The organism is Oscillospiraceae bacterium, from assembly GCA_015068525.1.
Taxonomy (GTDB): domain Bacteria; phylum Bacillota; class Clostridia; order UMGS1840; family HGM11507; genus SIG450.
Genome location: SVKJ01000004.1, coordinates 103,937 through 120,880 on the forward strand (window position 1 = coordinate 103,937; position 16,944 = coordinate 120,880).

Consider the following 16,944-nt stretch of genomic DNA (forward strand, 5'->3'; position numbering starts at 1 on the left):
ATTGACTTATTTATATCCTACAAGCAGGCTTTGTAAATTCGAAATGCGAAATTCGAAATTAGAAATGAAGGTATAAATCGCACAGCGATTTATATATTTTAGTTCTGAAACGCTTCGCGTTTTTACCTTATCTCTTCACTATTCACTATTAGTTATTACCTATTCAATTCGTACCTTCAGTTACGAATTGAATACAGGTGCGGTGCGGCTTAAGGGTTGGTTGGCTTAAGCCGCTTTAATTTTAATCACCTGTTTGTTATAAAATGCAATTAAATGAATAATGAGCAGTTTATGTTTCGGGAGGGTGCGGAGACCCTCCCCTACATATATTCTTCTTCGAAGAAATTGTCCTGAAAAGCAAATTGCCGTATGGCATAATTTGCTTGACATTCATTCCTCATTTCTCATTCCTAATTCCTAATTTAATTCGTACCTTCGCTTGCACTTTCGCAAGCGATAACCGGTTTTGTTCCTTTCCATAAGAAGGCTTTAACAACATCTTCTGTAACAGCGGTATCTGTTGAGAATGTACCTGCTTCGTTAATTGTTTTTGTAACAACGGTTGTCATCTGTTCAACGCCGTCAACAACGTCATAACCTACCACATAAAGTGTAAGAGGTTCTGAATATTCGTTGACTTTAACTGATGCTATACCATTTACTATTGCAAGTTCCTGTGCTTCAGGAAGTGCTTTTGTTGTAAAGGTTTCTTCCTGATATAAAGTATTATCCATAATATCGGTAACGCCATTTATGCATAATTTATATGTTTTACCGTTTTCGAGTTCATCTTTAAACCAAAGATTAACATTAGAAGCATAACCATCAGCATTAAATTCATTTACAAATTCAGGAACGGAAATGTCAGATACCTTTGTTCCATTTTCATCAGCGATATAAATTTTACTTGTTAAATCAGCATCTACAGGAGTGTTATTAAATACTACATTTATATAACTTGTATCAATATTTTCTGCTTTATCAAGTTTTGCTGCAAAAGAATCAACTGTTTTATAAAATCTTATATAATCTATAAAAACTTTACCTTCTGTATTAACTGTATTTAAAGTATTAGTATCTTCAACATAAGTATGTTTGTCTCTTAATCTGAAATAAAGGCTGAAGTTTTGATTTCCGATAATATATTTGCCAAAATCATCCCAGCTGTCATATTCAGTTTTAATAAATTGACCGTTTACATAGATATCCCTTCTTAACTGTTGTGTAGGATTATCTATTCCGTCATCAGATAAGTCAATCATAACAGGAGTACTGTAATAAACATTTTTAAGTGTCAACCATTCTCCGTCTGTATAAGTTCCTATGCTTTTTTGGAGTAATTCATTTGTATATATAACCCCATTGTTCAATGCAGTAAACGGCAATCCGTATCCGGCATTTTGGCATGCACCAATCATTGTATTTTCAGGATATTTTGAAAAATCTGTTTTAATCTTAAGTTCCGCAGCATAGGCATTACCTGAAGTGAAATTTGCTTTTCTGGGCAGAAATCTTAATCTTGTATTATTAACACTTGTATTTCCATTTTGCTGCATAGTTAAAACTTTTGTTCCGTCAACTTCTTCAATTTTATAAATACCATCTTCGCCTTGTTCGTATGCTCCATAAAGTGTTTCATTTTTTTCTGTAATTGTCCCAATTGGACAGGATTCAGATTCATAATCGTATAATTTAATATTAGTTGTTTGTGTCCATTCAACTTTTGGAGGCGCAACTTTAAAACTTAATTCAGGGTTCGAAGTCAAAACTAACGAATCGGCAACATCTCCATCATTATTTCCTGCTGTTAAATTAGCTACTGATACAGTATATTGTGTACCTGGTTGTAAGTTTTCAGAAAACGTAAGCACTACCTGTCTTGGATCTACAGCAGATGGAGTTGCTGTTGCAGGTGTTATAACGCTGTCGCCTGCTTTAACAGTAAAGTTTGCAGGGATAACTGTTGCTCTGTCTGGAATCATATTTAAGTTAAGTTTAACTTCATTTGCTGTAGCAGATTCTAGTTCATATTTAAGTTTGCTAGGGTATGCATATGCTTTAAAATCATCGAATTCAATATAGTCGCCACTATTTGAATTAAAATAGTTTCTTATATCCACTTCACCTGTAGATGCATAATTATATGTTATAACACTGGCATCATTAGACGAGGTTGTTTTATAATATTGACCGTCAATATATATATCTCTGGTATTAATTTTCGTAGAATCATTATCGTAAACAAGTGTTATATTATACCACTTTGTTCCATCAAAAGATCCAACATCGAAAATCTTATTGTCGACAATCCATTTACCACCGGATGTAGGTCCTGTATATATTCCTCTTCCGGTAGAGCTGTAATTATACAAAGCAATATTGCTGGTTCCCCTGTTATCTTTATATGTACCATAATAATATGCCCCATCTCTACCAAAATATGGTTTAATATTATAGCTTACAATAAGTTTTGGAATATTTCCCTCTGCATCTTTGCCATTTATCAACACACCGGAATACTTATCATTTGAATTAGTTATTTTCAATGTACCATCGCTTGTATGTTCAAACCCCGTTGCAAAAGTTTGTGTACTCTCGTCATAAATTGATGACATAGTACCGTATGTTGTACCAGAACTGTGACGATATTTCGCGGCATCGGAAACATCTGAAAAATCGTTGTAATAAGCATAATCTATAAACGATTCTTCTTCAGTTGACGCATATACAGGCATTACAAAGAAAGACGCTGAAAGAATTATTGTTACGCAAATTAATAAAGATAAAATTCTTTTCATTTATATCAACTCCTTTTTTAAGATTCTATCTGATATGTTGTTATTCCCGCATCAGCGTACATACTTTCGCCTTCTAACCAGTTGGCTAAGTTACATATCATATTTTTATTATCGATTGACACAAGAGTCATTTGAATTTTTTCATATTTTTTCATTGCATTTCCTCCTATTCTGCAGCGCCTGTGTCTACTGCACGTAATGTGAAGGTTGTTACATCGCCGTAAGTATATTCGTTTCCTGATTTAACGTAACTTCTTACATTATATGTATCAGTATTTTCTACATCGCTGAATAAGTACATACCGAACGCACCCTGCGAGCCAACTTTTTTAGCTTTTAGAACTTTACAATCAGCTCCGTCTGCAGTTGGATCAGCATTTGTTTTAGAATATACTATACCATATTCGTAAGTAAGGGAAGAAACTTTTGAGAATATAACAGCCGCATATTTTGCATTAAGAGCATCTTCAGTCATATCTTCACCATACTGTGTTAAAAATTCTGAAGGAATAATATCTGTATTAAATACTGTTGCATTTCCAATTGCTGCTGCTACAACTTCATATTCTACGGAAATTTCTATATCATCTTTAACTTTTTCTACTATATATTCTTCCACAACATTTCCGTTAACCTTAACATTTGCTACTTCATATCCGTAATCTGCTTTAACACTAAAGTAAAGAGTATCGCCTTCTTTTACAGATTCGTATACGGAAACTGCACCGTGTTCCGAATTAACGCTTACAGAATATTCTGCTCTTGCAATTACTGTGTCAACGCCTCTTTTTGTTGAAACTGCTACATATAAGCCATTATCATTATTAAATCCGTCTTTTGGCTCAAATGTAAATGTTACGTCGCCGTTTTCATCGGCAGTCTTTTCGTTAAAGTAAGCAACGCTATCGACTGCCATACTTTCAGGAATATCATTGCCGTTTGCAACTGCTACTAAAGTCACATCAGCATTAGCATATACAGGATTTGAAACTTCTACTGTATAAACATTGCCGTTTCTTGTAACAATAACTGCATTCGCATCGGCAGGGAGTGTATATGCCATACCTGTTAAGCCAAGCATCATAAGCATACTTAACGCTAAGCATATACTTGTTAGTTTTTTTGCCATAAAAATCACCTTTCTTCTTTTATTTTTTATTATAAGACAATCGGGGCAAATGCCCCTTGCGTCTTAATTTATTAGTTAAGATTCCTTTGAGTAATGTATTACATACATTACTCAAGGGTATACCCTTGAAGCAATTTTATATTTCCATAATTTTCATTATTTTTACTTTTTAAATTAATTTATAAAGTTTTAGAAACTGGCAAATTTATGTATAATATGTACAAATGGGTAGGCAATTTACCCCTCCCTTTGTTTAAATTGTAAGACATAAACAAAAAGTATTCAACTCATATCTTTGTATTTTTTTAGTACAATATTGACATTTTTTATTTCATATTATATAATCAACAATATAGCAGCGACGATTTAGGTTTAGATTATGGCGTACCGAGTCGTCACGCCCTACATTCTCAGAATGGCATAAAAAAAGGAATGGTGAAGAAATGTTAACTGAATTTTTAAAACTTACGCATTATCATAAAACTAAAATTGATCTTGTATATTACGACAAAGTGGAAGATCTTTTTACTCCATCTCATATTCATAAAGAATTTGAAGTACTGATGGTTAAAAAAATTCCCCTTAAGGTAAACGTTCAAGGAGAAGAATTTATTTTAAATGAAGAGGACATTGTTATAATTAATCCGCAGGTTGTTCACAGCACGCTTGCAAAACTTAATCATATTCAATATCTCATTCAGTTTAACTTTCCGACTATTCTTGATGAAAAAGATGTTAAGAACATTTTTGCTTATAATTATAAAAAACCTTATATGATTTTTAGAAAAGGTGAAGAAAATTATGACGAACTTGCCTATTATGTAACAAATATCCACAAGTCAAATACTGACGATTTTTATTCCACCGACTATATCAAAGGATATTTCTATCAGTTATACGCTTTTTTCAGAAAAATTGGTTTTATGGAACCCCAGACTATTGATACCTCAAAAAAAGGTTATGACAAAATTCATAAGATTACAGAATATATTCACGAAAATTACACTAATGACATTACTTTAGAATCCTTAAGTCAGGAATTCTACATTAACCCGTCATATTTATGCAGATTATTTAAAGAAGTAACGAACTTAACTATTGTAGAATACTTAAATCAGATAAGGGTTAAGAACGCTGAACTTTTCTTAACTTCTACCGATAAATCTATTATGGAAATTTCTCAGCTTCTGGGATTTTCGTCGCAGACGTATTTTAACAGGGTATTTAAAAGCATTATGATGCTTACCCCATCCGAGTACAGAAAGCAACAGTTTGACAGAGATATCAAGTGGCTCAGAATAGAAACTAAGAAAACGAGCGCAAAGTAAATGCAAAATGCAAAGTGCAAAATGCAAAATGACATATAGGGTAGCGTTCAGGATGACATTGGGGAGGCAATTTCTTCGAAGTATATATGTAGGGTGCAGCCTTCAGGATGCACCGAATACAGTTCGTCGGTTTTTTTACACCTCATCCACCATCTGCGATGGTCCCCCTTCCCCTCAAGGGGAAGGCAGCCGTACCCTACAATATAATTCGTAATCGAATGTAAAATCACAATGGACGCAACGGGGTCTGTCCCTTTTACGTCCATTTTTCGGACGTTTTGGGGTCTGTCCCTTTTGCGTCCATTTTGTTTTATAATGAAAAAAACAGCTCAGAGAATTTCTCTGAGCCGTATTTTTTAGAAGTATTAAATGCATACCAAATTAAGCCACATTATTTGAATTTTCTTTTTCTTGCAGCTTCGGATTTTTTCTTTCTTTTTACACTTGGTTTAACGTAGTGTTCTCTCTTTTTAATTTCAGTTAACACTCCTGCTCTGGCACACTGTCTTTTAAATCTGCGAAGAGCATTATCTAAAGATTCGTTTTCTTTAATTCTGATTTCTGACATTTGTTTTCCCTCCCTCCGCTAAAGCAAATGCTTTGGGTGCATATACAGTTTGACCATATTATGCTTTCTTTATTATACATACTTTCTACATATTTGTCAATAAAATTTATAAAAAATATTAATTTTCTTTGTCGAATAATTTTTTTATACCCCTCTGCTCTTTTGACATTTTTTTCCAAATGATTGATGTATAATGTAATTAAGTTATTAAAAAGGAGCATATCATTATGGAATTACTTAAGAAAAATTTGTCGGTTTTTAAAAACTTTATAATGAGTTTTACTTTATCTTTATCGAAATATAAAAATATTGGGATTCTTTCGGTAATAGGTTTTTTAATAGGAAGAATAAATATTTTTTCTTCTCTTTCTCCTTTTTCACTTTCCTTTTTACTTGCTTCGGGAAACAATCCTATAGTCTTAATATTTACTCTTCTTGGTATAATTTCAACAAACACTATAAATGCACCTAAATATGTGCTGACTGTTTTTTTTGGTGTTACATTATCCACACTTATTAAGTGGATTTTCCCTAATATAAACAAAGATAAAGTAAATCCAACCATAAGTTTTATATCTTTATTTACATTCAGTTTATGTTTTACCTTGTTTAAAGATTATGTTATTTACGATATATTGCTTGTATTATTCGAGTCCATAATTTCCTTTTTGTCTTACTTTGTTTTAAAAAAGGGAATCATATCAATTTTAAAAATCAATGCAAAGAAATATTTTACTTTAGAGGAAATCACAACTTTTCTTATCATACTTACAATTTTGATTTCCGGTATAGGAGATATTTATATTTATGATATTATAAACTTAAAAAACGTCATTTCAGTATATATTGTTTTTCTGGGTGCATCGCTAAGTAATATAGGCATAGGTTCTCAAATTGCAGCATTTATGGGAATTGCAGCAGGTATCGGAAGCGACTATATGGGAGTTTTTATTGCTACATACTGTGTTAACGGACTTATAGCATCTACAATGTCAAAATACGGAAAGGTTATATCTGTTTTAGGCTTTACTCTTGGGAATGTATTTATGAACATACTTATGGGGTTTGAATATTATATGGTTATAAACTATCCTGAAATTTTAATTGCATCGTTTTTTTACATATTACTTCCCGATATTTTAATAAAAAGAATATTTTTAACAAACACTGAGTATGGTCTTAACAATGATTCAGCATCTACCATAAAAAAGATTGCCACAGTCAAACTGGACAGGCTTAGTTTTGCATTCAAAAAATTATCCGACACCATTTGTTCTACTCTTATAAAAAACGATAAATTAAAAGAGGATAACTCATCTGCTTTTTATGACGAAGTAGGCGAAAAAGTATGTAAAAAATGTGCATTAAGATTTTACTGTTGGCAAAAGGATTATGATACAACGAAAAAAGCCATGTCCCAGATAGTAAAAAAGATAAATTTAAAAGGGACTGCCAACCGTGATGATTTCCCTGATTATTTCAAAGGAAAATGCGTAAAAGTAAACGAAGTGCTTCAGGCGATTATTTCTCTTTATGAAATATACCGCCTTAATTCTATGTGGCAAAGTAAAATGAAAGAAAACGCAAAGATATATAAAGACCAGTTCTTAGAACTTTCAGATATTGTTGAGAATTTAAAGAATGAGATTGAAAAAAATCCATATTTTGATAAGAACTTATCCCTTGAAATTTCCTCTAAACTGGAAAACGACGGTATAAATATTAAAAACTTAAGTGTAATAAAAGACTGCAACGAAAACACTCAGATTGAACTTACGCTTTTCCCCTGTCAGAAAAAAGATAAATGTTACAAATTTATAGAACAAAGGCTATCTGAAATTCTTGATATTCCTTTTATAAAAATATCGGGAAAATGCTCATTTAAAGAGTGTGTTCTTAAATTCAAAGAATGTGAAAGTTATTCTCTTAAATCAAGTGTAAAACAATGCTCTAAAAACAAAAATGAAAAAAGCGGAGATAATTATTCAATAAAAACGCTTGACAACTCCTCAAGATACATCATTCTTTGTGACGGAAGCGGAAGCGGAGAAACAGCATCTTTCTATTCTAAAAATACTATTAAACTTTTAGAAGAATTTTTAAAAACAGGTTTTTCCAAATCGGCATCTGTTAAACTCATTAATTCCTCACTTATGTGCAATAAGGAAAACGATTATTTTTCTACCATAGATTTAAGTATTATGGACTTAAAAAATGCAGAACTTGAAATCTTAAAAAAAGGAGCCTGCCCTACTTATATAAAAAAAGCAAACGGTGAATTTTTAGTTATAAGAAACAACTCTTTTCCTGCAGGAATAATTGACGAAAAAAAAGAAATTCCGCAAAAAATTAAATTGTCGGAAAACGACTTAATAATTATGATAAGTGATGGGATTTATGATTCTCTTGACAAAGAAGACTGGATTATAGAAGCATTAAAAGCAATAAATTCAAATGACCCTGATGTTATTTCCGACCTTATATTAAAAATTGCACAAAGCACTGAAAACAGGGATAGAGATGATATGACAGTAATAGTAAGTAAATGTGTCAGCCAATGTATATAAATTGTAATTATGGAAATAATTACAATATAAGCAGATGCGTTAATATCCGAACTCGCCAAAACCTTTAAAATCCGGCTTTTTTGTCGTTGTCGCTTCCGATATACCTCGTATTATCGAAATCTTCCGTCTAAAAAAATCTCGAATTTAAAAGGTTTATGGTTCCTTGAATTTATTGTCTGGATTTTTTTGTTAATGTGAGGCAAAAACGGAACGAATATTAACATATTTGCGAGTATTTTAACGATGCAGTAGCGAAAAAATCCGACAAGAAACGAGTTTGGATACTAACGCATCTGCTTAAGGCACTCGGAAGTCGAACACCTTATGGTTTAAAATTAGAAATTTCGCTTTATACTGCACAAATTCCTGCGAACATACGAAAGTATAATTCTTGAAATTTCTTTGTCTAAAACAAAATTTCTCAATTTTAAACTCTTAGACCTTAAATGCAGGAAAATTTCTAAGATTTTCAATGCGAAGGACGATGTCAGGCCGTCGCCTTACGAGGACGCCAAGTTGAAAAGATTAAAATTTAACAAATTTAAGGCATAAGGTGTTCGGCTCCCGAGTGCCTAAGATAAAAAGGGTGTTTCAATGAATAAAGATAAAGATGTAATTATGATAAGTAATACCGATTCTGAATACATTGATAAGATTATTCTTATACTTAATGACAACAAAAAAAGAGTAGTTCCCGAAGAACTACTCATTAAACAGGCAGAAAAGATTATTTACGAATATGAAAACAAGAATAAAAAGAACAATTCATCATTTTTATTTAAGAAAATTCTTTTCTTTTTATGCTCTGCGCTTATTTCTGTTTTTACTTGTCTTGTAGGTATGCGCTTATTTTATTAAGATTGTTGTCAGTTAAAAAATTATCCGTATTATAAATAAATAACACATCTGAAATTCCATTTTCCTTAAGGTATTTTGGAATACTTAAATTATAATATCTTAAGTCAAATACGACTATTTCACTATAATGATTTGCTATAAATGGTATTATACTATGAGCATAAGAATCCTTTATAACCGCTAATTTTTTTCCATTTTCAAAAGTGAGTTTTCCCCCATCCGAAAAATTTGTCTTTATAGTTGTAATACCATGATTGCCGTCAAGATAATAAGTATATTTATCTTTGATGGCAATATTTTTTTCTTCATATAAAGAATCTGACTCTTTTATAAGGTCATAATTAACTTTATATGATACATTAAATTCAGGTTCATATTTTATAATTTTATCCCCTTTAAGATTTATAGTCGCCTTAGACCAGGTTGTGCCATAAAAATCATCGGAAACTGTTTTGATTTCAAAATCTTCCTTTGAATACGGAGTAATCCCCATTTTTTTCATTATATCAGAGTAAACGATAAAACTTCCGTTTGCCGTCTGGTGATGGTCGGTTTTATAATAGATATAATCATCTTTATTTTGATTTAAACTATCAGTCGGATTTATAAAATTTACGTTGTCTAGGTTTTCTTTAGCATATTCCATTAAATCCAACTGATAACTGTTATAAGAATACTTTGGAAGTTTCTCTTTTAAAACTTCATAGGCTGTAGGAATTAAAGCAAAACTTACATTTAAATCCTTTTCTTTAGCAAGTTTATTTATCGCATTTATGTTATTTGAAACAATATTTTTATCATAATTACTTTGATAAGTTTGAATTAAATAATCATCATGTGCAAAATATACGCCATTACTTTCTTTCTTAAAAGTTAGTTTTTCAAGATTACTCTTTAGCGACACGAAAAAATCCCTGAATGCAGTTTTATCGGTTATATGTTCTTCAAAATCTTTGGTATATCCCCCATCTACCAAAGAAGAAAAAGAAAATTCAGGCATTTTTTTTGCATACCTGTTTTCATTTTCTAAAAATTCTTTTTGAGGTACTGTTAAATTATAAACACTAAAGGATAAATAAATTATCCCGAATATAATTACAAATATCTTTTTCATAAATTCTCCTAATAAAATATTAAAATTTAAAATCTGAAGTATAAAAACGGATTATAACTTGAATCCACAATATACGCAAATGATATTATAAATCCTATAATACATAGTATAAAGGTTAAATACTTATTTACTTTTATCTTTTTAAACAAAGGTGTTGAAGAAATAACAAGTATTATAAATATCAAAAAGTAGGAAGAAAGATTATAAAGTGCGTTATTATTTATAAAAGGAACACCACTGCCAAACATACCGAAAATATAATCTATTCCATCATTTATAGAATCAAATGCAAAAAGCACCCAGCCTATTATTACAAAAAACAAAGTATATATATGAGATATAAATCCGGGCAATTTATCAAGAACTTTCTTTAAAAGGAATTTTTCTATAATAAGTAAAATTCCGTAATAAAGTCCCCATACAATAAAATTATAACTTGCTCCATGCCATAATCCTGTAGCAAACCAGACAATCAAAAGATTTAATATATTTTTAGATATTTTAACACGGTTTCCGCCAAGAGGTATATAAAGATACTCTTTAAACCATGTACCAAGTGAAATATGCCATCTTTGCCAAAATTCAGTTATCGATTTACTTATATACGGATAATTAAAGTTTTTCGGAAAAGTAAAACCAAATATTTTTCCTAAACCTATTGCCATATCAGAATACCCTGAAAAATCAAAATAAATCTGGAATGAGAATGCTAATATTCCTAGCCAGTAAAGAACGACTGACATCTCGCTTTTTGGAAGAACTTTAACAGTATCCCACAATAGTCCGATATTATTTGCAAGTAACACTTTTTTGGAAAGCCCGCATACAAATATTTTTATACCGTCATAAACTTTATCAAATGTTTCTTCTCTTTTATTAAGTTCCAAAGATATTTCGTGATAACGTACAATAGGTCCTGCAATAAGTTGCGGAAACATTGCCACGTAACAACCGAAATCTATTATATTTTTCTGAGCATTCGCTTTTTTTTGATACACATCAATAGAATAAGACATAGTCTGGAATGTGTAGAATGATATACCGATAGGAAGACTTAAATTAAGAAGAGGTATCGAAATATTAAAAACGCTGTTAAGGCTTGAGATAAAAAGATCTGAATATTTAAAAAATCCAAGTATAAGTAAATTAACTACAACAGATAAAACAAGGAAAAACTTTCTCTTACCCTGATTATTTTCATATTTCTCAATCATAAGACCGTTATAATAATCAAAAAATGTCGAAAATAGCATAATAGAAATATATAAAGGTTCTCCCCATGCATAGAAAATAAGGCTCACAACAAAAAGAGCAAGATTTCTTGCTCTTTTTGGCAGTATAAAATAGAGTACCAATGTTACAGGTAAAAAGTAAAGTAAAAACAGAACACTTGAGAATACCATATTTGCTCCTATTTTGTCAGTTCGTTAAATTTATTTAAAACTTTGTTAACCTGTGGTGCAATAATAAGTGCAGCATACTTACCGTTAGTTTTAATCACACCATTTTTAACCATTTCAAACTGGTCGGGAAGATATTGTTCCCATGTTTTATAAACCTGTTCCTTCCTTTTTGTTAAAAGGTCAACTGCTTTTGAAATTTCATTCTCGTTATTTACTTTTATTAAGATTATTTCATTTGCTTTTACACTTATCATTGTGCCATATATCAAAACATCTGCAAACTGCGATTTATCTATACCATAGATATCTTTATAAAAGTCGGGAGTTATTTCCTCCAGATTATGTTCGCCTTCAGGGATAACACCTACCATACCTGCCATAACCGAAGATAGAGAAGGCTCTTCCTTAGGAGAAGTAACAGGTGGCTTAACACTTGGTGATGGTTCTTTTGAAGAACTTGATTCATTTTTGTTATTTTGTTCTTTATTGTTTTCTTCTTTTTTATTTTCTTCTTTGTTTTCTTCAGTTTGGTCAGGAGATATATTTTCCTCTGCCCCTGAATTTTCAACAATCTCATTATTCGGCACGTCATTTTCTATTTCTTTAGAACAACCTGCAAATACTGATAGTATAACCATTAAACTTAAAATAAAACAAATTATTTTTTTCATTTTTTTCCACATCCTTTGTTTGTTTAGACAATATATACTTTTAAAAAGTTCCATTTTTTTAAATTTTTTTAAAAATGATGCAGAACTCATACGAGACCTGCATCATAGCCGTAGGAGTATCGAAATCCATACGCTTTAAACTTGTTAAATTTTAATCTTTTCAATTTGGCGTCCTCGCAAGGCACCAAAGCCTACCTTCGTCCTTCGCATCGAAAATCTTAGAAATTTCCCTGCGTTTAAGGTCAAAGAGTTTCAAAATGAAAAATTTTGTTTCAGATAAAGAAATTCCAAGGATAATACTTTGTATATTCGCAGGAATTTCTGCAGTATGAAACAAAATTTCCATTTTCAAACCGTATTGAGTTCAATACTCCTACGGCTAGCCGTCGGAGAGCTATCCGAACCCGCCTCTAACCCTTAAAAATCGGCTTTTTCGTTGTTGTCGCTTCCGATATACCTCGTATTATCGAAATCTTTCGCCTAGAAAAATCTCAATTTTTAAGGATTAGAGGTTCGAAGAATTTTCAAATTAGGAAATTTTTCGATAGAATGAGGCAAAAGGTGCAGGGAATATGCAATATTTTCAAAACTTTTAACGATATTATATCAAAAATTTACAATTTAAAAACGAGTTCGGATAACTTTCCGACGGCTATTCTTTATTACATTCTTTTTTTCTTTTTATATACATTTTTATTAAAACTATAAGAACAACAACTGTTATAAGAAGCACTGTTGCAAGAATAACAATTGTTCCTACAATAGACAACATATTTGTTGTAATAGCTTCAAATTCAACTTCCGATTTCGTGCCCGGAATAAGTACCCACTCTGCAGTTTTTTTGTCGTTTGAAAGTAACTTTGAATTAGTTTCTGTAATAAAACCTGAATCCATATTAACAATAAGTTTTAAACTTAAATGCGAAAAGATTTTTTGAAGTTCTTCACCCGAAATAGCCTGACCATTACCATCAGTAAGCGAGCCTAACTTTGCAAAAGATGTTAAATCAATGTCTGTATCAAGGTCATACTTATTGTATAAAAAGCCTCTCTCATAATCAAAACTATCAAGAATTTCATCACTTATATCTATATTATACTCATTTTCTAAAATTTCATCCAAACCTTCAGGTCTGATATTTTCTTTTGAAAAGGAAAATCCTTTCATTCCGTTTTCATTTATATCTTCTACTATAAAATCCTTATAAATAAGTTCATTCTTAATATTGTCTATCGCCTCGTTATCATAAGAAAATTCTTTATCGCTGTATAATACCGAAACGTTTACATCCATCTTCCCATTCTCTTTTAAATTAAGTGAACATGTTAAATTAACACATCCTGTTAAAAGACATACTATAAGTGTTAGTAATATTACTGAAATTATCTTTTTTATTTTCATATGTTCTCCTCCGCATACTTGGAAATAATTCCTTTTTTACTTTGGTAATAAAACTATTCTATCATAAAAAAGAAAAAATTTCAATATAAAATTGCCTTTTTATTCTATTTTTCCCTTTCCCAAATATTCAGAAACCTTTTTTTCCAGGTTAGAAAGCCGTATAGAAAGTTTATTTATTTCTATTCCCATTTTATAAAAAGGTGTATCTTCTTTTTTAATTTCTCTCCCCATTACCTTTACACTGTTTTTGAAATTATATAAATCTTTATAAAGTATAAGTTCAGGTCTTCCGCTTTCCAATGTGCCAAATAAAGCCTCTGCTTTTTTCTCCTTATCTCTTACAGACAACGGGAATGACCTTATTTCTCCGTCACAAAAAAAGTTATACTGCGGAGAAAAGGAAATCTCGTTTATATCAGTCTTTCTTCCGAATGTAAAGTTGTAACGCTTTACAACTATCCACAGGTTTTTATTTTCTATCATCATTACTATTTCGTCAAACAAGTCTATAAAATCGAGTGGATAATCTTCATAGATAAAACCATCATCGTTTTGTTTTAATAACTTTAAAAAATACTTATTATTTTTTAAATATACAATATAAAAATTATCAGAAAAATCGTTTATTATATGTACTATCTGCCCCTCGTCTATTTTTTCATACTCTGTAAAATCTTTTTTTGACCATCTGTAATTTTTATAACCAAACTCATTTTCTTTATTATAGAAAAAAATTCTGTCAAAACTTTCGTTTACAAAAGAAAAATATGTTTTATTAATAACATAATCGACTGCAAGAGGCGGTTCATTCTCGTTATCTACCAATTGAAAACATAAAATGTTATTATTGTTATATTCTATAATATAACTTAGTCCCAGCCAGTTGCCGTGAAGTTTTAATTTGAAATATTTATCATAATATACCTGACTTTTATTATTAAGAAGAGTTGTTTTTATATAATTTTCACCATCTTCCTTTATAAAAACAATACTACCCTCTTTGTTCTGGCATACTATACCGACTTTTCCAAACCCTAAATCCTCTACCGCAAAATCCTTAACTCCGTCTTCATATATAACTTTATATTTATATGATTTTGACGACAAATCTTTTACACATATTCCGCCGTTTTCAAAGAAATAAAGAGTTCTTTCGTCTAAAGTTTTTATAATATAATCATACATATAATCACCTGTAAGATTATATGCTTTAATTTTAAAATATATGTTACCTCACCTCATTTGCAAAGCAAATATATCGGGTTTTGAGAGAAACGAAAAACATATCGAATTTGTCGCAAGACAAATATATCGAGTTGGCATTTATGCCAATATATCGACAAAAAAGTCTGCCTAAAGCAGACTTTTTTATATTAGCGAATATTTTAATTTTCAATTGTTGTGAAGAGAATATTATATCCAGTAGAAGCACCTTCAACATGTATATTTGAACAACCATATTCAATATAAATAACTTGATTATCTGTTTTTAATGTTAATAATTGTTGAGAATCAGAAACTTTTCTGTTATCAATAACATTTAATCCATATTTTTCAACAATATTAGTAGGAATACCATCTAAAGGTTCAGGCATACCGAAAGAAACTTTGTTATTTTCATCAAAGAAGACATACTTTTTAGTCCATTCAGTATCTGGTGCAACATAAGAATAGCCAGACAAAGTATAATAATCATTCATCATTGTCCATATACGCTGTCCAGTTTCTCCAAGAAATGAATTTAAAAACAATAATGTATTTTTATCGTGTCCTTTATTTGAAATTTCATTTCGTTTCCAACCATATTGTTTTGAACCAGGATAATATCCTTCATAAGGTCTTTCATCAATAAAATACATTTTTGTAACATCTACCACAGGAAATCCATTGATTATAGAATAATAAGTTTTAGAAACATCTACATATTCATATCCCCATAAACCATCATCTAACAATTCATTCTCATTATTTCTTTTACCAAAATTTGTAACCCTATTAAGCGTTGAAAATTCAGGAAAATAAAGTCCGTAATCAAAAACAACTTTTTCTCCAACCTTATCGGTATAAAACCTAGAATAAACTTCTAAATTTTCATCAATAGTTTTATTTTCATCAATTTTATACTCTTCATCATCACATTCAATAATTATATTGTTTGCTGTCCATCTGTAAGGGAAAACATCAATCATTTTTGTTCCTTCGAATCTACCATGACTTGCATCAACAATTATGATATCATCATATCCTTTTCGACAAGGATATTCAACATCATTTACAACAATTGTATCAGGATATTTTTCTTTATCATATTCATAAGCAATTCTTTTTACAGGGTCATAAACAGGATTTTCAGAATTTAAATTAAAATCAATTGTTTGTTTGCCGATGAATTTATATATAACCTTAGATGCAAGGTCAGGTTTATCTTCCCATGTAACATCGTAGCCTAACGCATATCCGACAAATCTTGCAGGAATAACCATTCTGCCATTGACTGTTTTTGCGGATACATCCATTTCTCTTGCAGCAGAAAATACCTGCAAACCGTTTTCGTCAGTTAAATTGATAGTTATTTCTTTTTTACCTATTACAAGCACGGCACCTGCTATGCAGTTAACATACTCTTTATCCTGATAGGTTATTTTATCACACAGCCTGTTTATTGTTACTGTTTGGGTACTATCGTCCCAAAGGACTTTAGCCCCCATCTTTTCAGCAACCGCTCTTACGGGAACCAATGTTCTGTTTTCTTCAACAAATGGTCTTACATCTGTATATCCAATATAAGAATCATCAACAAAAACATTTATGTTTTTCTGATATTCAACAGCAGATACATTAAAAAAACATACGATTAGCATAAGAACTACTGTTGTAATAACGCATAGAATCCTTTTCATAACATTCCTCACTTAAATTTTATCTTGCTTAGTAACTTAAATTAATTGCGACACATAAGGTTTAGATGCAGTCAATTTCAAAAGAGAATTCGTGTCGTGTTAGGAACAAAAATCATCTTTTAAATTTATTTATCCATTCTAAAATCTCGTCGTATTTCATATCTCCCGAAGCAACCGATAAACCAAAATCTACAACATCTTCATTT

12 protein-coding genes are annotated in these 16,944 nt (G+C 30.8%); 3 read left to right on the plus strand and 9 right to left on the minus strand.

The window, feature by feature from the left end; all coding sequences use genetic code 11:
- Positions 1-422: 422 nt before the first annotated feature.
- Together E7419_02470 and E7419_02475 are read right to left on the minus strand one after the other, a co-directional pair.
- A complete protein-coding gene (locus E7419_02470) occupies positions 423-2,798 on the minus strand; it encodes a hypothetical protein (GenBank protein MBE7014055.1) in 2,376 nt (791 codons plus the stop codon).
- A 166-nt stretch (positions 2,799-2,964) separates the two neighbouring features.
- Complete coding sequence (locus tag E7419_02475; GenBank protein MBE7014056.1) at positions 2,965-3,927, minus strand: hypothetical protein; 963 nt, start codon at positions 3,925-3,927, stop codon at positions 2,965-2,967.
- Between the two features lie 443 nt (positions 3,928-4,370).
- On the opposite strand from E7419_02475, the gene E7419_02480 reads away from it, so the two are divergent.
- Complete coding sequence (locus tag E7419_02480) at positions 4,371-5,255, plus strand: helix-turn-helix transcriptional regulator (protein ID MBE7014057.1); 885 nt, start codon at positions 4,371-4,373, stop codon at positions 5,253-5,255.
- A gap of 391 nt (positions 5,256-5,646) precedes the next feature.
- On the opposite strand, the gene E7419_02485 is transcribed toward E7419_02480, so the two are convergent.
- Complete coding sequence (locus E7419_02485; protein MBE7014058.1) at positions 5,647-5,823, minus strand: 30S ribosomal protein S21; 177 nt, start codon at positions 5,821-5,823, stop codon at positions 5,647-5,649.
- 227 nt (positions 5,824-6,050) lie between these two features.
- Between E7419_02485 and spoIIE the strand changes: the two genes are divergently transcribed.
- Both spoIIE and E7419_02495 read left to right on the plus strand, forming a co-directional pair.
- Positions 6,051-8,390: a stage II sporulation protein E gene (spoIIE, locus tag E7419_02490; protein MBE7014059.1), complete on the plus strand. Its 2,340-nt coding sequence runs from the start codon at positions 6,051-6,053 to the stop codon at positions 8,388-8,390.
- Positions 8,391-8,984: 594 nt separating this feature from the next.
- Positions 8,985-9,248 (plus strand): hypothetical protein, encoded by a 264-nt coding sequence (locus tag E7419_02495; GenBank protein MBE7014060.1) that lies wholly within the window; start codon positions 8,985-8,987, stop codon positions 9,246-9,248.
- On the opposite strand, the gene E7419_02500 is transcribed toward E7419_02495, so the two are convergent.
- The 6 genes from E7419_02500 to E7419_02525 form a co-directional block, all read right to left on the minus strand.
- Positions 9,214-10,362, minus strand: coding sequence for a hypothetical protein (locus E7419_02500; GenBank protein ID MBE7014061.1), 1,149 nt, complete (start codon positions 10,360-10,362; stop codon positions 9,214-9,216). The two genes, E7419_02495 and E7419_02500, sit on opposite strands and share 35 nt — an antisense overlap.
- Before the next feature lie 26 nt (positions 10,363-10,388).
- A complete protein-coding gene (locus E7419_02505; GenBank protein MBE7014062.1) occupies positions 10,389-11,765 on the minus strand; it encodes an MBOAT family protein in 1,377 nt (458 codons plus the stop codon).
- An 8-nt stretch (positions 11,766-11,773) separates the two neighbouring features.
- Positions 11,774-12,436 carry a DUF4358 domain-containing protein gene (locus E7419_02510; protein ID MBE7014063.1) on the minus strand — a complete coding sequence of 221 codons (663 nt, stop codon included), beginning with the start codon at positions 12,434-12,436 and terminating at the stop codon, positions 11,774-11,776.
- A gap of 652 nt (positions 12,437-13,088) precedes the next feature.
- The gene (locus E7419_02515; GenBank protein ID MBE7014064.1) at positions 13,089-13,838 is read right to left on the minus strand and encodes a DUF3153 domain-containing protein; all 750 of its coding nucleotides are present in this window, start codon (positions 13,836-13,838) and stop codon (positions 13,089-13,091) included.
- Between the two features lie 99 nt (positions 13,839-13,937).
- The gene (locus E7419_02520; protein ID MBE7014065.1) at positions 13,938-15,023 is read right to left on the minus strand and encodes a hypothetical protein; all 1,086 of its coding nucleotides are present in this window, start codon (positions 15,021-15,023) and stop codon (positions 13,938-13,940) included.
- Between the two features lie 200 nt (positions 15,024-15,223).
- A complete protein-coding gene (locus E7419_02525; GenBank protein MBE7014066.1) occupies positions 15,224-16,738 on the minus strand; it encodes a copper amine oxidase N-terminal domain-containing protein in 1,515 nt (504 codons plus the stop codon).
- Between the last annotated feature and the right edge of the window lie 206 nt (positions 16,739-16,944).